The sequence below is a fragment of the Nocardioides yefusunii genome, assembly GCF_004014875.1.
GTDB lineage: Bacteria > Actinomycetota > Actinomycetes > Propionibacteriales > Nocardioidaceae > Nocardioides > Nocardioides yefusunii.
Genome location: NZ_CP034929.1, coordinates 2,018,303 through 2,036,970, shown reverse-complemented (window position 1 = coordinate 2,036,970; position 18,668 = coordinate 2,018,303). Strand labels below are relative to the sequence as shown.

At 69.5% G+C, this 18,668-nt stretch carries 15 protein-coding genes; 14 read left to right on the top strand and 1 reads right to left on the bottom strand.

Going from position 1 to position 18,668, the window contains the following annotated elements; translation table 11 throughout:
• The first annotated feature begins 130 nt into the window (after nucleotides 1-130).
• The 4 genes from pyrR (at nucleotide 131) to EOV43_RS09225 (ending at nucleotide 4,820) form a co-directional block, all read left to right on the top strand.
• Nucleotides 131-703 carry a bifunctional pyr operon transcriptional regulator/uracil phosphoribosyltransferase PyrR gene (pyrR, locus tag EOV43_RS09240; RefSeq protein WP_128221029.1) on the top strand — a complete coding sequence of 191 codons (573 nt, stop codon included), beginning with the start codon at nucleotides 131-133 and terminating at the stop codon, nucleotides 701-703.
• Nucleotides 700-1,629 carry an aspartate carbamoyltransferase catalytic subunit gene (locus EOV43_RS09235; protein WP_128221028.1) on the top strand — a complete coding sequence of 310 codons (930 nt, stop codon included), beginning with the start codon at nucleotides 700-702 and terminating at the stop codon, nucleotides 1,627-1,629. Before pyrR ends, EOV43_RS09235 begins: the two co-directional genes overlap by 4 nt.
• Nucleotides 1,629-2,957, top strand: a complete 1,329-nt coding sequence (locus EOV43_RS09230; RefSeq protein WP_128221027.1) for a dihydroorotase — start codon at nucleotides 1,629-1,631, stop codon at nucleotides 2,955-2,957. Before EOV43_RS09235 ends, EOV43_RS09230 begins: the two co-directional genes overlap by 1 nt.
• 222 nt (nucleotides 2,958-3,179) lie before the next feature.
• Nucleotides 3,180-4,820, top strand: coding sequence for an ABC-F family ATP-binding cassette domain-containing protein (locus EOV43_RS09225; RefSeq protein ID WP_128221026.1), 1,641 nt, complete (start codon nucleotides 3,180-3,182; stop codon nucleotides 4,818-4,820).
• On the opposite strand, the gene EOV43_RS09220 is transcribed toward EOV43_RS09225, so the two are convergent.
• Nucleotides 4,806-5,423, bottom strand: coding sequence for a T6SS immunity protein Tdi1 domain-containing protein (locus EOV43_RS09220; RefSeq protein WP_164878680.1), 618 nt, complete (start codon nucleotides 5,421-5,423; stop codon nucleotides 4,806-4,808). The genes EOV43_RS09225 and EOV43_RS09220 overlap by 15 nt on opposite strands.
• Before the next feature lie 335 nt (nucleotides 5,424-5,758).
• On the opposite strand from EOV43_RS09220, the gene carA reads away from it, so the two are divergent.
• The 10 genes from carA to EOV43_RS09170 all read left to right on the top strand — a co-directional run bounded on the left by carA (nucleotide 5,759) and on the right by EOV43_RS09170 (nucleotide 18,628).
• A complete protein-coding gene (carA, locus tag EOV43_RS09215; protein WP_128221024.1) occupies nucleotides 5,759-6,910 on the top strand; it encodes a glutamine-hydrolyzing carbamoyl-phosphate synthase small subunit in 1,152 nt (383 codons plus the stop codon).
• Between the two features lie 2 nt (nucleotides 6,911-6,912).
• Nucleotides 6,913-10,233, top strand: coding sequence for a carbamoyl-phosphate synthase large subunit (carB, locus tag EOV43_RS09210; protein ID WP_128221023.1), 3,321 nt, complete (start codon nucleotides 6,913-6,915; stop codon nucleotides 10,231-10,233).
• Complete coding sequence (locus tag EOV43_RS09205; RefSeq protein WP_239022044.1) at nucleotides 10,230-11,303, top strand: quinone-dependent dihydroorotate dehydrogenase; 1,074 nt, start codon at nucleotides 10,230-10,232, stop codon at nucleotides 11,301-11,303. Before carB ends, EOV43_RS09205 begins: the two co-directional genes overlap by 4 nt.
• A gap of 97 nt (nucleotides 11,304-11,400) precedes the next feature.
• Entirely contained in the window at nucleotides 11,401-12,243 is an 843-nt protein-coding gene (gene pyrF / locus EOV43_RS09200; RefSeq protein ID WP_128221022.1) for an orotidine-5'-phosphate decarboxylase, read from the top strand.
• Between the two features lie 217 nt (nucleotides 12,244-12,460).
• Entirely contained in the window at nucleotides 12,461-12,778 is a 318-nt protein-coding gene (gene mihF, locus EOV43_RS09195) for an integration host factor, actinobacterial type (protein WP_128221021.1), read from the top strand.
• An 8-nt stretch (nucleotides 12,779-12,786) separates the two neighbouring features.
• Nucleotides 12,787-13,377 (top strand): guanylate kinase, encoded by a 591-nt coding sequence (gene gmk, locus EOV43_RS09190; protein ID WP_128221020.1) that lies wholly within the window; start codon nucleotides 12,787-12,789, stop codon nucleotides 13,375-13,377.
• Nucleotides 13,378-13,489: 112 nt separating this feature from the next.
• Entirely contained in the window at nucleotides 13,490-13,807 is a 318-nt protein-coding gene (gene rpoZ / locus EOV43_RS09185; RefSeq protein WP_277745779.1) for a DNA-directed RNA polymerase subunit omega, read from the top strand.
• A 7-nt stretch (nucleotides 13,808-13,814) separates the two neighbouring features.
• Nucleotides 13,815-15,098 (top strand): bifunctional phosphopantothenoylcysteine decarboxylase/phosphopantothenate--cysteine ligase CoaBC, encoded by a 1,284-nt coding sequence (gene coaBC / locus EOV43_RS09180; RefSeq protein ID WP_479680812.1) that lies wholly within the window; start codon nucleotides 13,815-13,817, stop codon nucleotides 15,096-15,098.
• A 176-nt stretch (nucleotides 15,099-15,274) separates the two neighbouring features.
• Nucleotides 15,275-16,468, top strand: a complete 1,194-nt coding sequence (metK, locus tag EOV43_RS09175; protein WP_128221019.1) for a methionine adenosyltransferase — start codon at nucleotides 15,275-15,277, stop codon at nucleotides 16,466-16,468.
• A gap of 75 nt (nucleotides 16,469-16,543) precedes the next feature.
• A complete protein-coding gene (locus EOV43_RS09170) occupies nucleotides 16,544-18,628 on the top strand; it encodes a primosomal protein N' (RefSeq protein ID WP_128221018.1) in 2,085 nt (694 codons plus the stop codon).
• Nucleotides 18,629-18,668 lie beyond the last annotated feature (40 nt).

The following is an 18,668-nucleotide window of genomic DNA, read 5'->3' as shown; positions in this document are numbered from 1 at the left end:
ACCTGCGTCGCGTCGGTCACGACAGGGTCACGCCCGATCGGGGGAGAGGCACACGGCGCTGGTACCTTCGTCCCGATCGACATCCTTTAACGAGCCGTCCCGTGAGGCGGAGAAGGAGGTCTGGCGGCCCATGCCTGCCCTCACCCCCGGAGTCGGAAGTGACTCCACCCCAGGACGCATCGTCCTCGACGCCCGTGACATCGCCCGGGCCCTGACCCGCATCTCGCATGAGATCCTTGAACGCAACCGCGGCGCGAGCGACCTCGTCCTGGTGGGTCTGCACAGTCGCGGAGTCCCGCTCGCGCACCGCATCGCCGAGCGCATCGCCGCCGTCGAAGGCGTCGACGTCCCTGTCGGCGAACTCGACGTCACGATGTACCGCGACGACCTGCGGACCAACCCCACGCGGGCCCCGCACAAGACCGACGTCCCGCCGATCGACGGACGCATCGTCGTCCTCGTGGACGACGTCCTCTACTCGGGCCGCACCATCCGTGCCGCCCTCGACGCCCTGGGAGACCTCGGGCGTCCGGCAGCGGTGCGCCTGGCGGTCCTCGTCGACCGCGGTCACCGCGAACTGCCCATCCGTGCCGACCACGTCGGCAAGAACCTGCCCAGTGCCCGCAGCGAGCGCGTCCACGTCGCGCTCAGCGAGGCCGACGGCCGTGACGAGGTCCGCATCAGCGGAGGAGACGACGCGTGAAGAAGCACCTGCTGTCGATCGACGACCTGACCGTCGACGACATGAACCTGCTCCTCGACACCGCCGCGGAGATGCACGACGTGCAGCGCCGCTCGGTGAAGAAGATCCCGGCCCTGCGCGGACGCACGGTCATCAACCTGTTCTTCGAGGACTCGACCCGCACCCGGTCGTCCTTCGAGATCGCCGGCAAGTGGATGTCCGCCGACACCATCAACATCACCGGCAAGGGCTCATCGACCTCCAAGGGCGAGTCCCTGCGCGACACCGTCATGACGATCGACGCGATGAGCGTCGACGCGATCGTGATGCGCCACCACGCCTCCGGCTCGGCCCAGCAGGTCGCTGGCTGGGTCAACGCCGTCGTGGTCAACGCCGGTGACGGCACCCACGAGCACCCCACCCAGGCCCTGCTCGACGCCTACACCCTGCGTCAGAAGCTCGGCTCGATCGAGGGCAAGCACGTCGCGATCGTCGGCGACCTGACCCACAGCCGCGTCTTCCGTTCCAACGTGAAGTCGCTGATCCGCCTCGGCGCGAAGGTCACCGTCGTCGCCCCGCCCACCCTGATGCCGTCCGGCGTCGAGGCGTGGGCCAAGGCCGACGGCTTCGAGCTGTCCTGGGACCTCGACCCGGTGCTGCCCACCGTCGACGCCCTGATGATGCTGCGCGTCCAGAAGGAGCGCATGAGCGGCGGTTTCTTCCCGACACCGCGCGAGTACACCGTCGGCTACGGCCTGACCCGCGACCGGCTCGCGCTGCTGCGCGACGACGTCCCGATCTGCCACCCCGGACCGATGAACCGCGGCCTCGAGATCGCTGCCGACGCTGCTGACGCCGCGCAGTCGGTGATCCTCGACCAGGTCTCCGCGGGTGTCGCCGTCCGCATGTCCGTGCTCTACCACCTGCTCGCCGGAGAGGAAGCCTGATGAGCGCTCCCCTGACTGACACCACGTCCGCGAACACCCCGAACGCGCTGCTGATCACCGGCGCCTCCATCCTCGGTGGCGACGTCGCCGACGTCCTCGTCGTCGACGGTGTCATCGCCGCTGTCGGCGAGATCCCGGCTGACGCCGCTGCTGGCGCCGAGGTCATCGACGCCGCCGGTCTGGTCGCCCTGCCGGGTCTCGTCGACCTGCACACCCACCTGCGTGAGCCGGGCCGCGAGGACGCCGAGACCGTCGTGACCGGTTCGCGTGCCGCCGCTGTGGGTGGCTACACCGCCGTCCTGGCGATGGCCAACACCAACCCCGTCACCGACACCGCCGAGGCCGCCGAGCGCGTCTTCGACCTGGGTGTGAAGGCCGGCCTCGTGCAGGTCCAGCCCGTCGGCGCGGTCACCAAGGGCCTCGCCGGCGAGGAGCTCGCTGAGCTCGGCCTGATGCACCGCTCGCGTGCCGGCGTCACGGTCTTCTCCGACGACGGCAAGTGTGTCCACGACTCCCGCGTGATGCGTCGCGCGCTGGAGTACGTCAAGGCGTTCGGCGGCGTCATCTCCCAGCACTCCCAGGACCCGCACCTGGCCGGCAGCACCTCGTGCTGCCACGAGGGTGAGGTCTCGGGACGTCTCGGTCTGCCGGGCTGGCCCGGCGTGGCCGAGGAGGTCATCGTGGCCCGCGACGTGATGCTCGCGCGTCACACCAACTCGCGTCTGCACGTCGCGCACGTCTCGACCGCCGGTTCGGTGGAGATCATCCGCTGGGCGAAGTCCCTCGGCATCGACGTCACCGCCGAGGTGACCCCGCACCACCTGCTGCTCACCACCGACCTGCTCGAGGGCTACGACCCCGTCTACAAGGTCAACCCGCCGCTGCGTCCGGCCGAGGACGTCCTCGCCCTGCGCGCCGCGCTCGCTGACGGCACCATCGACGCGGTCGCCACCGACCACGCGCCGCACGCACGCCACGACAAGGAGCACGCCTTCGTCGACGCCGCGTTCGGCATGCTCGGTCTCGAGACCGCGCTCGCCGTGGTCCGCACCGCGATGGGCGACGACTTCACCTGGGCCGACATCGCCCGCGTGATGAGCCAGAACCCCGCGAAGATCGCCGGCCTGGCCGGCCAGGGCGGCACCCTCGCCGTCGGCGAGCCCGCGCACCTGACGCTGGTGGACCCCGAGGCCGAGGTCACCGTCGACCGTGCTGACTCGGTCTCCCTGAGCCGCAACAACCCGTGGCACGGCCGCAGTGTCGTCTCGCGCGTTCTGCACACGATCTACAACGGCACCGTGACCGTGCGCGACGGCAAGCTCGACTGACGCACGCACCTGCCCGTACGACGAGGCCCGTCCCGCTGCGGTGGGGCGGGCCTCGCTGCGTCCCGGTTCAGCGCACTTGGGCATTCGGTGAGGCGCCTCGTAGGGTGACGTCCGTGTGGATGACCTCCTGACCTGACCGGCGCCAGCGGCTGAACAGCCCGGCCGGTCCGACGTACCCCTCGTTCTCGTCGCAGGGACCCCCTTGCGACCTCAGGAGCTCTCATGACTGCCTCTTCCTTGCGCCCCGTCGCCCTCGATGACGTCACCGTCGCCTACGGTGCCCGCACCGTCATCAGCGACCTCTCCCTGACCTTCGCGCCCGGGCGCCGCACCGCGTTGGTGGGGGAGAACGGCAGTGGCAAGTCGACGCTGCTGCACGCCGTCGCCCAACGCCTCCCGAAGACGGCCGTCGTCATGGGGACCATCACCGCGCCCAAGGACCTCGTCATGGTGGGGCAGGAGCCCCCGTTCCGAGACGAGTGGACCGTCGCCGAGGTCCGGACCCGGACCCTGGCGCCCCTGCAACGGCTCCTCGACCACCTCGAGATCCTGGCCGACCACCTCGACGACCCCGTCGCGGCGCAGCGGCACGCACAGATCCTGGAGCGTGCGGTGGCCACCGATGCGTGGGACGCGGGCCGTCGTGCCCAGGAGGCAGCCGAGCGGCTCGGCCTCGGAGGGCTCGACGAGACGCGCCCGGTCGGTGCGCTGTCAGGCGGACAGCGGATGCGACTCGCGCTCGCTGGCGTCATGACCACGCGACCCTCGGCCGTCCTGCTCGACGAACCCACCAACCACCTCGACGACGACGCCCTGGGCATCCTGACGGAATTCCTCACGACGCTGCCCGGCGTCGTCCTCGTCGCCTCCCACGACCGCGTCCTGCTCGACGAGGTCTGCACCGACCTCGTCGACCTCGACCCCAGCGAGTTCGGTACCGACGGCCTCGGGGGACGCCGGTTCAACGGTGGCTGGAGCGTCTACGAGACCAAGCGCAACGCCGACCGAGCACGGTGGGAGCAGACCTGGCTGGCTCAGCAGGACGAGCTCCGTGAACTCCGACGCGCCACGCAGGTGGGGGAGTCCGACGTGGCCCGTGGCCGAGGACCGCGCGACAACGACAAGTTCGTCCACTCCTTCAAGGGCGAACGCGTCCAGAGTGCGGTGGCACGTCGTCGTCGCGACGCCGAACGCCGCCTCGCAGCAGCGGAGGCCGCTCAGGTCGCAAAGCCGCGACCGGTCCTGCACCTGTCGGCACCGGTCACGACCAGCACCGGTGCTTCCATCCGGGTCCGCGACCTCCGGGTCGACGACGACACCTCGACCGCGCCGCGCCTGAGCGTGAGCAAGCTGGACGTCGCACCCGGGGAGCACCTGCTCGTCACCGGCGGCAACGGCGTCGGGAAGTCGACCCTGCTCGGCGTGCTCTCGGGACGGATCGCTCCCAGCGCCGGCACCGTGGACGTCGCGGCTCGCCGGGTCGCGGAACTGGAGCAGGACGTGCACTTCGAGGATCCGTCGCGATCTCCGGCGTACGTCTGGGAACAGGCCTTCGGCGAGGAGCCCGACGTCGTGCTGCGTGAGCTTGGGCTGGTGCGTCCGGCCGACCTGCAGCGCCCGATCGGGCTGCTCTCGGTGGGGCAGCGTCGTCGTCTGGGACTCGCCCTGGTGCTGGCCTCACGTCCGGACCTGTTGCTGCTCGACGAGCCGACCAATCACCTCTCCCTGGGGTTGGCCAGCGAACTCGAGGACGCCGTGGGGGAGAGCACCGCGACGATCGTGGTCGCCTCGCACGACCGCTGGCTGCGTCGTCGTTGGGACGCCGCCCACCTGCGACTCGAGGTCGGCTCAGGCCGAGGTTGATCTCGTACGGCTGTGGAAGAGCGTCCGCAGCTGTGCACTGAACGACCAGTGGAGCTCGAAGTCGGTGATCTCCAGGTTGGAGATCTCGTCCTCGCCGCCCAGGTAGAGCGGGATCCGGTGGCCGACGCACTCCTCAGGGCTCAACGTGCGTGACCCGAAGCCGGTGCCGAGCCATTCGCGGTGCCAGTCCGACATCAGTGCGGCTTGGTGGTTGTGGACGAGTTCGTCGTCGTGGAATCCGGCGAAGCTCACCGGCACTTCGTAGGCCTGCCCGTCGGCCGGGTCCAGGAGCAGCAGTTGCGGTTCCTCCTCGACGACGCGCGCGAGGTCGACGGCGAACTGTCGTCCGGTCCAGGAGTGGGCGAAGACGGTGAAGCGACCGTTGAACTCGGGGAACATCTGCTCGGCGACGCGTTGCCCGACGGGGCCGCTGCGGGCGTCGTGGAAGCGGTAGACACCGCCCCGGAACGAGCACCCCGCGAACTCGTGGGCGAACTCGGCGTACCCGGGGGTGACGACGAGGTTCGGGTGCAGCCACACCTGGCCTCCGGAACCGGTGTCCCGGGTGGCTGCGTAGTTCCGCCTGAAGGTGTCGAAGCCCATGGGTCCTCCCCGTCGCCCGAACTCTCGAACCCGTGCCGGGGCCGTAGAACAGCAACCTAGTGGTCGGTGCACCGTTCCGTGACCCATCCGTACCGGGCCGTGAGACCTCAGCCTCAGACCCCTTGCGGCACAGGCCGCAGGGGAGACCGCGCCGTGACGTCGTTCAGGCTCAGCGTCACGAGAGGAGAACGCTGGGGTCACGGCGACGTGACATGGCTCTCTTTGAGTGACCCCCTCGTCAACCCCTCGATCGGGGGTCCGGTCCCGCTGATAAGGTTCACACCGCTCACACATCCTTTAACGATCCGTCCAGTGAGGCGGAGAAGGAGGTCGGCGTGCCTCTGCATGCCCCCAAGCCCGCGCTCCTCGTACTCGAGGACGGTCGCGTCTTCCACGGTGAGTCCTTCGGAGCCGAAGGCGAGACCTTCGGCGAAGCAGTCTTCAACACCGGCATGACCGGTTACCAGGAGACCCTGACGGACCCGTCGTACCACGGTCAGGTCGTCGTCATGACGGCTCCGCACATCGGCAACACCGGTATGAATGACGAGGACCCGGAGTCCTCGCGCATCTGGGTCGCCGGCTACGTCGTGCGTGAACCTGCTCGTGTGCCGTCCAACTGGCGCGCCCAGCGCACCCTCGCCGACGACCTGCGCGAGCAGGGCGTCGTCGGCATCTCCGGCATTGACACCCGCGCCCTCACGCGTCACCTGCGTGAGCGTGGCGCGATGCGCGTCGGCATCTCCTCGATCGACACCGATCCCGCCGTGCTGCTGGAGAAGGTCAAGAACTCCGCCGAGATGTCGGGCGCCAACATGTCCGACGCCGTCTCCACCTCGCAGGCCTACGTCGTCCCGGCCGTCGGTGAGAAGAAGTTCACCGTCGCTGCCCTCGACCTCGGCATCAAGGCCAACACGCCCCGCATGATGGCCGAGCGCGGCATCGAGGTGCACGTGCTGCCCGCCGACGCCTCCCTCGAGGACGTCAAGGCCGTCAACCCCGACGGTCTCTTCTTCTCCAACGGCCCCGGCGACCCGTCGGCGACCACCGGCCAGGTCGAGCTGCTCAAGGCCGCCCTGGGCGAGGAGATCCCGTACTTCGGCATCTGCTTCGGCAACCAGCTCTTCGGCCGCGCGCTCGGCTTCGGCACCTACAAGCTGAAGTACGGCCACCGTGGCATCAACCAGCCGGTGATGGACCGCACCACCGGCAAGGTCGAGGTCACCGCGCACAACCACGGTTTCGCTGTCGACGCCCCGCTCGACGCAGCCACCGAGACCCCGTTCGGCATCGCCACGGTGTCCCACGTCTGCCTCAACGACGACGTGGTCGAGGGCCTCGAACTCCGCGACCCCGCGGGCAAGCTCAAGGCGTTCTCCGTGCAGTACCACCCCGAGGCCGCGGCCGGTCCCCACGACGCCGCGTACCTGTTCGACCGGTTCAGCCAGCTGATGGCCGACGCCACCGTCACCCCCCAGGAGGCGTGATCATGCCGAAGCGTGAAGACATCAAGTCCGTCCTCGTCATCGGCTCCGGCCCGATCGTCATCGGCCAGGCCTGCGAGTTCGACTACTCCGGCACCCAGGCGTGCCGCATCCTCAAGGAGGAGGGCCTGCGGGTCATCCTCGTGAACTCCAACCCGGCCACGATCATGACCGACCCGGAGTTCGCCGACGCCACCTACGTGGAGCCGATCACCCCCGAGTTCGTCGAGAAGGTCATCGCCAAGGAGCGCCCCGACGCGATCCTGCCGACGCTGGGTGGCCAGACCGCACTCAACACCGCGACCGCTCTCCACGAGAACGGCGTGCTGGAGAAGTACGGCGTCGAGATGATCGGTGCCTCCTTCGAGGCCATCCACCGTGGTGAGAACCGCGAGCTGTTCAACGACATCGTCCGCAAGGTCGGTGGCGAGGTCTGCCGCTCCTACATCTGCCACACCATGGACGAGGTCGAGGCCGCCGTCGAGGAGCTGGGTTACCCGGCCGTCGTGCGCCCCTCCTTCACCATGGGCGGCCTGGGCTCGGGCATCGCCTTCACCCCCGAGGACCTGCACCGCATCGCCGGCGCCGGCCTCTCGGCCTCCCCGACCACCGAGGTCCTGATCGAGGAGTCCATCCTCGGGTGGAAGGAGTACGAGCTGGAGGTGATGCGCGACAAGAACGACAACGTCGTCATCATCTGCTCCATCGAGAACTTCGACCCGGTCGGTGTCCACACCGGCGACTCGATCACCGTCGCCCCCGCGCAGACGCTGACCGACCGCGAGTACCAGAAGCTGCGCGACATCGCGATCGACGTCATCCGTGAGGTCGGCGTCGACACCGGTGGCTGCAACATCCAGTACGCGGTGAACCCGGAGAACGGCCGGATCATCGTCATCGAGATGAACCCGCGCGTCTCCCGCTCCTCCGCGCTGGCCTCGAAGGCCACCGGCTACCCCATCGCCAAGATCGCTGCCAAGGTCGCCATCGGCTACACGCTCGACGAGATCGAGAACGACATCACCTCGGGCCCCAACGGCTCCACCGCGGCGTCGTTCGAGCCGACCCTGGACTACGTCGTCGTCAAGGTTCCGCGCTTCGCGTTCGAGAAGTTCCCCACCGCTGACTCCACCCTCACCACCCACATGAAGTCGGTGGGCGAGGTCATGGCGATCGGCCGCAACTTCTCCGAGTCGCTCAACAAGGCTCTCCGCTCCATGGAGGCCAAGGGCTCGCAGTTCACCTGGGCCGGCGAGGCCGGTGACCTGGACGCGATCTTGGAGGACGTCAAGCGTCCCCACGACGGTCGCATCCAGAAGCTGATGCTGGCCATCCGTGCCGGTGCCACGCAGGAGCAGATCTTCGACGCCACCAAGATCGACCCCTGGTACGTCGACCAGCTCTTCCTGATCAACGAGGTCGCCGAGTCGGTCGCCGCCGCGCCCGAGCTCGACGCCGCCACGCTGCGTCTGGCCAAGCGCCACGGTTTCTCCGACCTCCAGATCGCGGGCATCCGTGGTCTCGTCGAGGCCGACGTCCGCGCCCTGCGCCACGACCTGGGCGTCCGCCCGGTCTACAAGACCGTCGACACCTGCGCCGCCGAGTTCGCCGCGAACACCCCGTACTACTACTCGTCCTACGACGAGGAGACCGAGGTCGTCCCGCGTGAGCGCGAGGCCGTCATCATCCTCGGCTCGGGCCCCAACCGCATCGGTCAGGGCATCGAGTTCGACTACTCCTGCGTGCACGCCTCGCAGGAGCTGTCGAAGGCCGGCTACGACACCATCATGGTGAACTGCAACCCCGAGACCGTCTCCACCGACTACGACACCTCGGACCGTCTCTACTTCGAGCCCCTGACGCTGGAGGACGTCCTCGAGATCGTCGAGGCCGAGCGTGCGGCCGGCCCGATCGCCGGTGTCATCGCGACGCTGGGTGGTCAGACCCCGCTGGGCCTGGCCCAGGGCCTGCAGGACGCCGGTGTCCCGATCGTGGGCACCTCGCCCGAGGCGATCGACCTCGCCGAGGAGCGCGGCGCCTTCGGCCGCATCCTCTCCGAGGCCGGCCTGATCTCCCCGAAGCACGGCACCGCCGTCTCCTTCGAGGACGCCCGCGCCATCGCCCACGACATCGGTTACCCGGTCCTGGTGCGCCCGTCCTACGTCCTCGGCGGACGTGGCATGCAGATCGTCTACTCCGACGACACCCTCGAGACCTACCTCGAGGCTGCCACCGAGCTGATCAGCGACGAGCGTCCGGTCCTCATCGACCGGTTCATCGACGACGCGGTCGAGATCGACGTCGACGCCCTCTACGACGGCAACGAGCTGTTCCTCGGCGGCGTCATGGAGCACATCGAGGAGGCCGGTATTCACTCCGGTGACTCCTCCTGCGCCCTGCCGCCGATCACCCTGGGACGCAGCGAGATCGAGCGCATCCGCGTCGCCACCACCGCCATCGCCCAGGGCGTCGGCGTGCGCGGCCTGATCAACATCCAGTTCGCTCTGGGTGCTGACGTGCTCTACGTGATCGAGGCCAACCCGCGTGCCTCGCGCACCGTCCCGTTCGTCTCCAAGGCGACCGGCGTCTCGATGGCCAAGGCCGCCTCCCGCGTCATGCTGGGTGCGACCATCGCCGATCTGCGCGCCGAGGGCCTGCTCCCGACCGAGGGCGACGGCGGCAACCTGCCGGGCGACGCCCCGATCGCGGTCAAGGAAGCAGTCCTCCCGTTCAACCGCTTCCGCACCAAGGACGGCCAGTTCGTCGACACCGTGCTCGGACCGGAGATGAAGTCGACCGGTGAGGTCATGGGCTTCGCCGCCGACTTCGGCACCGCGTTCGCCAAGGCACAGGCCGGTTCGTTCGGTCCGCTGCCGACCGAGGGCAAGGTCTTCATCTCGATCGCCAACCGCGACAAGCGCACGATGATCTTCCCCGCCCGCGTCCTGGCCGACTACGGCTTCGAACTGTTCGCCACCGAGGGCACTGCCGAGGTCCTGCGCCGCAACGGCATCACCTCCACCGTCGTGCGCAAGCACTCCTCCGGTGTGGGCCCCGACGGCGAGAAGACCATCGTGGGCATGATCCAGGACGGCGAGATCGACCTGATCGTCAACACGCCCAACGGTTCGGCCACCGGTGCTCGCCACGACGGTTACGAGATCCGTGCAGCCGCCGTGCTGACCGGTACCCCGTGCATCACCACCGTCCAGGGTGCTGCTGCCGCGGTCCAGGGCATCGCTGCACTGCGCAGCGGTGAGATCGGCGTCCGCTCCCTGCAGGAGTGGGCCGCCATCACCTCCGCTCCCCGCGGCGTGACCGCGTGAGCGAGAAGACCCTGGCCGGCAAGGCCTACGACCAGCTCTTCACGCAGGTCTTCGCACGTACCGACCCCGAGTGGATCCACCACAAGGCGTTCGCCGCGATCCGTGCCGCCCGCCCGCTCACGCAGCGGGTGGTCGGCACGGCCGCCGCCGAGGCCGGTTCGCCGGTCGAGGCGATGGGCATCCGGTTCCCGCACGTCCTGGGTCTGGCTGCTGGTTTCGACAAGAACGCCGTCGGCATCGACGCCCTCGCGGGCCTCGGTTTCGGCCACGTCGAGATCGGCACCGTCACCGGTGAGCCGCAGCCGGGCAACCCCCAGCCGCGTCTGTTCCGCCTGACCGAGGACCGCGCGATCGTCAACCGCATGGGCTTCAACAACGACGGCGCGGAGGCGGTGGCCCAGCGCCTCGCCGCCCGTGCCGCCTCGGGCAAGGCCTCCGACGTCGTGCTCGGTGTCAACATCGGCAAGACGAAGGTCGTCGAGGAGGACGACGCGATCGCGGACTACGAGAAGTCCACCCGACTCCTCGCGCCGCACGCCGACTACCTGGTGGTCAACGTCTCCTCGCCGAACACGCCCGGACTGCGCGACCTGCAGGCCGTGGAGAAGCTCCAGCCGCTGCTGGAGGCCGTGCGGGTCAAGGCCGACGAGGTGACCGCCGACCGCGACAAGCGCGTCCCGCTGCTGGTCAAGATCGCCCCCGACCTGAGCGACGAGGACGTCCTCGCCGTGGCCGACATGGCGATCGCGATCGGTCTGGACGGCATCATCGCCACCAACACGACCATCTCCCGCGACGGCCTGAAGTCGGACGCCGCGAAGGTGACCGAGATCGGTGCCGGTGGTCTCTCTGGTCGCCCGCTGACCCAGCGCTCGCTGGAGGTCATGCGGATGCTGCGCGCACGGGTCGGTGACGACCTCACCCTGATCGGCGTCGGCGGCATCACCACCCCCGAGGACGCCGCTGCGCGCCTCGAGGCCGGTGCCGACCTGCTGCAGGGCTACACCGCGTTCATCTACGAGGGCCCGCTGTGGCCGCGCAGGATCGTGCGCGGTCTCGCAGGCCGCTGACGGTCCCACGGGTCGCAGCAGAAGACACACACGTGGACACGGAGCGAGGGAGACGTCGAGGCGTCTCCCTCGTCCCGCGTCCGGACCAGGAGATCTGATGAGCACCTCTTCGCCCGTCCCCTTCGGCGCCCGTCTGGCCGCCGCGATCGAGGCCCGCGGACGCGTCTGCGTCGGCATCGACCCGCACGCCTCCCTGCTCGCCTCGTGGGGCCTCGAGGACACCCTCGCCGGCATGGAGAAGTTCGCGCTCACCGCGACCGAGGCGATCGCGCCGCACGTCTCGATCGTGAAGCCGCAGGCCGCCTTCTTCGAGCGCTTCGGTTCCCGTGGTGTGGCCGTCCTGGCTCGCGTCGTCGAGGCCGCCCGTGAGGCCGGCGCGCTGGTCTGCATGGACGTCAAGCGCGGCGACATCGGTTCGACCTCGCAGGCCTACGCGGATGCCTACATGGACCCGCGTTCCGACCTCGCCTCCGATGCCGTCACCGTGAGCCCCTACCTCGGCTTCGGTTCGCTCGACCCGTTCGTGGAGACTGCCCGCCGCACCGGCGCCGGCATCTTCGCGCTCGCGCTCACCTCGAACCCCGAAGGTGCCTCGGTGCAGCGTTCGATCACTGCCGACGGCCGTACCGTGGCTGCCTCGATCCTCGACGACCTGCGCGCCCTCAACGCCGACGCCTCCCCGCTGGGCAGCTTCGGCGCCGTGGTGGGCGCGACGATCGCCGACCCGGGCACGTCGCTGGCCATCAACGGACCGCTGCTGGTCCCCGGCTTCGGCGCCCAGGGCGGCACCGTGGCCGACATGCAGCGGATCTTCGGTGACGCGGCCGCCAACGTGGTCCCCAGCACCAGCCGTGGCGTCCTGCAGGCAGGCCCCTCGGCCACGGCGCTGGCCGACGCGGCCCGTGCGGCCAACGACGAGGTCGCCGTCCTGGGGCGCTGAGTCCCACCGCAGACATCACCCCGTCCGGGCGAACGGTGGGGGAGCGCACGCCGCCGCTCGGGGCCGGCGAGTCTCCTCCGCCGTCACCGACTGGGATGCTGGACACACTTCGAGCCCGGTCCCTCCGGCCTCGATTGCTGCCAGCGAGAACCCCCGACTAATCTGGGTCGGCCGCGCGAGCGGAACCCCCACCACATAGATCAACGAGGAACCTGACGTGGCACTCCCCGAGCTCACCCCCGAACAGCGCCAGGCCGCCCTGGACAAGGCTGCTGCCTCGCGCCGCGAGCGCGCCGCTGTCAAGAACCGCCTGAAGGCCGCCGAGGTCTCCATCATGGAGGTCATCGCCGAGGGCCAGGAGAACGACGTCGTCGGCAAGATGCGCGTCGTCGACCTGCTGCAGTCCATGCCGGGCGTCGGCAAGGTCAAGGCCAAGGCCCTGATGGAGCGTCTCGCGATCGCCGAGAGCCGCCGCGTGCGTGGCCTCGGTGTCAAGCAGATCGCCGCCCTCGAGACCGAGTTCGCAGCCCAGTGACCGATGCAGTGACCCCCACGGAGGCCGGCAGCACCGAGCAGGGCCAGCACCGTCTGGTCGTGCTCGCCGGGCCCACCGCCGTGGGCAAGGGAACCGTGGCCGCGGCCGTGCGCGAGGCGCACCCCGAGGTCTGGGTCTCGGTCAGCGCGACCACCCGCAAGGCTCGTCCCGGTGAGATCGACGGAGTGCACTACCACTTCGTCGACGACGCCGAGTTCGACCGCATGATCGCCGAGGACGACCTGCTCGAGTGGGCGACCGTCCACAAGGTCGCCCGCTACGGCACCCCCCGTACCCCCGTGGTCCAGGCGATCGCCGAGGGTCGACCCGCGATGCTGGAGATCGATCTCCAGGGCGCGCGTCAGGTCCGCGCGAACATGCCGGAGGCACTCCTGGTCTTCCTGGCTCCGCCGTCGTTCGAGGAGCTCGAGCGACGCCTCGTCGGTCGCGGCACCGAGACCGAGGAGGAGCGCGAGCGCCGCCTGGCGACCGCTCGCGTGGAGCTGGCCGCCGAGGCCGAGTTCGACGTCACCATCGTCAACCACGAAGTTCCTGTGGCTGCCGAGGAATTGGTAACGTTGCTCAAATCCCGCGTCTGATCCCTTCAGGGGTCGGTCGTACGCCCGGACAGGGCGTATCCTGTCTATTTGCAAGTACCCGTCGCCGGCACCCCGGTGACGACCGCCGAGAAGAACCAGCGAGGCTGAACGAGTGGCTGCTCCCAAGATCGACGCCGTGGGCGTGACGAACCCCTCGATCGACGACCTGCTCACCAAGACCGACAGCAAGTACCAGCTGGTCCTCTACAGCGCGAAGCGCGCCCGTCAGATCAACGCGTACTACTCGCAGCTGGGCGAGGGCCTGCTCGAGTACGTCGGCCCGCTCGTGGACACCCACGTCCAGGAGAAGCCGCTCTCGATCGCTCTGCGCGAGATCAACCAGGACCTCCTCACCTGCGAGGACGTGGACCCGGCTGAGCTCGCCGCCGAAGAGGCCGCCGCACAGGCTGCTGCCGCCGACGTCGAGTGACGTCTGAGTGACCACGAACCCCACCTCCCGCCCGGGCGCCGTCCCGGTGGAGGTCGCACCGGCCGCGTCCCCGACGGGGACGCGGCCGCGTGTCGTCCTCGGCGTGAGCGGCGGCATTGCCGCGTACAAGTCCTGTGAGGTGCTGCGCCGCTTCACCGAGTCGGGTCACGACGTCACCGTCGTGCCGACCGCTGCGGCGCTCGAGTTCGTCGGTGCACCCACCTGGGCTGCACTGTCGGGCAAGCCCGTCTCCACCGACGTGTGGGACGGCGTGCACCAGGTGCCGCACGTTCGGATCGGTCAGGGCGCCGACCTCGTCGTCGTCGCTCCGGCCACTGCGGACCTGATGGCGAAGGCCGCCCACGGTCTCGCCGACGACCTCCTGACCAACACCCTGCTCACCGCGCGCTGCCCGGTGGTGTTCGTCCCTGCGATGCACACCGAGATGTGGGAACACCCCGCCACGGTCGCCAACGTCGCGACCCTGCGCGAGCGCGGGAACATCGTCCTCGAGCCCGCCTCGGGACGCCTCACCGGCAAGGACACCGGCAAGGGCCGTCTGCCCGACCCCTCGGAGATCTTCGAGACGGCCGTGCAGATCCTGGCCCGCGGTGGTGCCGAGTCCGACCTGGCCGGACGGCACGTCGTCGTCTCTGCCGGTGGCACCCGCGAATACCTCGACCCGGTCCGTTTCCTGGGCAACCGCTCCTCGGGCCTGCAGGGCTACGCCCTGGCTCGTGCTGCGGTCTCCCGTGGTGCCCGGGTCACCCTGGTCAGCGCCAACGTCACCCTCGCCGCTCCTGCCGGGGTGGACGTCGTCGCGGTGGAGACCACCGAGCAGCTGCGCGCTGCGGTGCTGGCCGCCACTGCGGAGGCCGACGCCGTCGTCATGGCTGCTGCTCCGGCGGACTTCCGTCCGACCAACCGCAGCGAGAACAAGATCAAGAAGGCCGCCGACGGTTCGGCGCCGGCTCTCGAGCTGGAGCAGAACCCCGACATCCTTGCCGAGATCTCGCACCACCGAGCCCGTGCCGGCCAGGTCGTGGTGGGTTTCGCCGCCGAGACCGGTGACGCCTCCGGATCGGTCCTTGAGCTGGGACGTTCCAAGCTGGCCCGCAAGGGGTGCGACCTGCTCGTCGTCAACGACGTCAGTGGGGGAGCGGTCTTCGGTTCCGAGCGCAACGACGTGGTGATCCTGGCCGCCGACGGTGACGCCGTCGACGTCCCCGAGGGCTCGAAGGTCTCCGTGGCCCATGCCATCTGGGACGCCGTGGCTCCGCGCCTGGCCTGAACGACCGCACCCGAACCGGCATCTCACGGTGCCGGTTCGATCCACCTGTCCTCGACTGGACACGAGTCCTGTTCGGCGACAGATTTCATAGACAATTCGATCGGTGAGATGACCGTCCCACCCCGCGGACGGGATCTACGCTGTGGGCTTCATACATCCTGGGAGAGAGTGACGCTGTGACTGGACGCCTGTTCACGTCCGAGTCGGTGACCGAGGGTCACCCGGACAAGATCGCTGACCAGATCAGCGACACCGTGCTGGACTACCTGCTCGAGCACGACCCCGCCAGCCGTGTGGCTGTCGAGACCCTGCTGACCACCGGCCTCGTGGTCGTGGCCGGCGAGGTGCGCACCGAGGCCTACGCCCCGGTCGCGCAGCTGGTTCGCCAGAAGATCCTGGAGATCGGTTACGACTCCTCCGAGAAGGGCTTCGACGGCAACTCCTGCGGCGTCACCGTTGCGATCGGTGAGCAGTCGGCCGACATCGCGCAGGGCGTCGACGAGGCCCACGAGGGTCGCGTGGAGTCCTCCAGCGACGAGCTGGACCTCCAGGGAGCCGGCGACCAGGGCCTCATGTTCGGTTATGCCTGCGACGACACCCCTGAACTGATGCCGCTGCCGATCACCATCGCGCAGCGTCTGGCCCAGCGTCTGTCCGAGGTCCGCAAGAACGGCACCATGCCGAACCTGCGTCCCGACGGCAAGACCCAGGTCACCATCGAGTACGACGAGGAGAACCGTCCGGTTCGCGTCGACACCGTCGTCCTCTCCACCCAGCACTCGGAGGAGACCGACCTCGACAAGCTCGAGGCCGAGATCAAGCAGAACGTCATCGACCCGGTCCTCGAGTCCTTCGAGATCCCGTCCGACGACTATCGCCTGCTGGTCAACCCGACGGGTCGTTTCGTCGTCGGTGGACCGATGGGGGACGCCGGTCTGACCGGTCGCAAGATCATCATCGACACCTACGGCGGCATGGCTCGTCACGGTGGCGGTGCCTTCTCCGGCAAGGACCCGTCGAAGGTCGACCGTTCGGCTGCCTACGCCATGCGTTGGGTCGCCAAGAACGTCGTCGCTGCCGGTCTGGCCCGTCGTTGCGAGGCCCAGGTCGCCTACGCCATCGGCAAGGCCGCGCCCGTCGGCGTCTTCATCGAGACCTTCGGCACCGGCGTCGTCTCGGACGAGAAGATCCAGGCTGCTGTGCTCGAGGTCTTCGACCTCCGCCCGGCCGCGATCGTCCGCGACCTCGACCTGCTCAAGCCCAAGTACGCCCAGACCGCTGCGTACGGCCACTTCGGCCGGGAGCTCCCGGGCTTCACCTGGGAGATCACCGACCGTGCCGAGGCCCTGCGCGCTGCTGCAGGTCTGTGACACCCACCGGCCGCCACCGGTGAGGTTGCTCCCTGGGGAGCGAACTCGTCGGCTGGGACTGGTACCAATGTCTCCATGAGTGACATCCACGAGGCCGGGCAGCTGGACATGCTGCCCGGCCTTCGTGACTCCGTACGCGCTGTCGTGCGTCAGGAGGTCGACAAGGCCAGGAGTTCGGTCAGCAGGCGCGACAAGAAGCGCGCCGCCGACGCGGAGCCGGCCGAGACCAACCCGATCGCCCGAGTCCTGGTCGACGTCCCCGTCGCCCACCTCGATCGACCTTTCGACTACCTCGTCCCGAAGAAGTATGACGAGGACTGCCGCCCCGGTGTCCGGGTGAAGGTGCCCTTCGGTGGTCAGGACGTCGACGGCTTCGTCCTCGAACGCGGTGAGGAGTCCGACCACGTCGGACAACTGCGTCCCCTGCGTCGAGTGGTCTCACCCGAGCCGGTGCTGACGCCGGAGATCGCTGATCTCACCGAGCAGATCGCGGCCCGCTACGCCGGTGCCCGCGCCGACGTGCTGCGTCTCGCGGTGCCGCCACGTCATGCCACCGCTGAGGCCGAGGCTCCCGAAGCGGTCCCTGGCGTGGTGCCCACGTCGGTCCACGACGCGGCGGCGGCCGAGCAGGCGTGGTCCATGCACACCCACGGACCGGCGTTCGTCCAGCACCTCGCTGCGGGGGAGTCCCCGCGTGCGGTCTGGCAGGCCGTCCCCGGCACAGACTGGGCGACGTTGGTGGCGCACGCTGCTGCAGCGACGGCTGCCTCGGGGCGTGGCGTCGTCATCTGTGTCCCCGACCACCGTGACGTCGCCCGGGTCTCCGCGGCCCTGCACGCGGTGGCCGGGCCCGAGAGCCATGCCGTCCTCGCCGCCGACGTGGGTCCCGCGGCCCGCTACACCGCGTTCCTCGCGGCGCTGCGCGGCACCCGTCGGATCGTCGTCGGCACCCGTTCGGCGGCTTTCGCACCGGTGCGCGACCTGGGGCTCGTCGTGATCTGGGACGACGGCGACGACCACCACTCCGAGCAGCGTGCTCCGTACCCGCACGCTCGCGAGGTGCTGCTGACCCGTGCGCTCTCCACGGGGGCAGCGTCGTTGGTCGGTGGCTTCACTCGCACGGTGGAGGCCGAGTACCTCGTTCGCACCGGGTTCGCCCGGGAGATCGCAGGTGACCGCGCGGTGGTGCGTCAGGCAGCGCTGGTGGACGCCCACTGGCTCCAGGACCGCTCCGTGGCCACCCGCATCCCGCAGCGCGTCGTGCAGATGATGAAGCAGGCCCTGGCCGAGGGCCCTGTGCTGGTGCAGACGCCCCGCACCGGCTACCTCCCGACGTTGGCCTGCGAACGCTGCCGCACCCCCGCCCGTTGCAGCGCCTGCACGGGTCCGTTGCACCTCGACAGCCCCATCGAACCGCCGTCGTGCCGCTGGTGCGGTCAGACGCATCCGGGATGGCGGTGCACCGAGTGCGGCCACCACGGCATGCGCGCCCCGGTGATCGGCCGCGACCGCACGGCCGAGGAGCTCGGACGTCTCCTGCCCGGCGTCACCGTCCGCAGCTCGGGTGGCGACCGGATTCTCGACAGCATCGGCACCAAGCCGGTCGTGGTCGTCGCGACGCCCGGAGCCGAACCCGTCGCCGAGGGCGGGTACGCCGCCGTCGTCCTGCTCGACGTCTGGCTCTCGCTGGGACGTGCGGAGCTGCGCGCCGACGAAGAGGTGCTGCGCAAGTGGCTCAACGCCGCCGGGCTCGTGCGGACCGGAGCTCGCGTCGCGGTGGTCGGTGATCCGTCCCTGCCCGTCATCCAGGCGCTCGTGCGGTGGGATCCTGCTGGCTTCGCGGCGCGCGAGATCGAGACCCGCGTGGAGACCCACCTCCCGCCTGCGGTTCGGATGGCCACCGTCACCGGTACCGAGGCGGCTCTGGAGGAGGCTCTGCGGTTGGTTGACATGCCCGACGTCGTCGAGGTGCTCGGTCCGGTCCCGGTGGACGAGGACGCGGTGCCGAACGTCGGCGACGAACCGCAGATGCGGTACGTGCTCCGGGTGCCGCGTGCGATGGGAGCGACACTGAGCCAAGCGCTGGGGGACATGCAGCGTGCCCGTGCGGCGCACCGCGCCACTCCGGTGCGGGTCCGCGTCGACCCCCTCAGCCTGTGACGCTCCGGCCTGAGGGCGTCCGGCGCGGGGAATCCCGTCC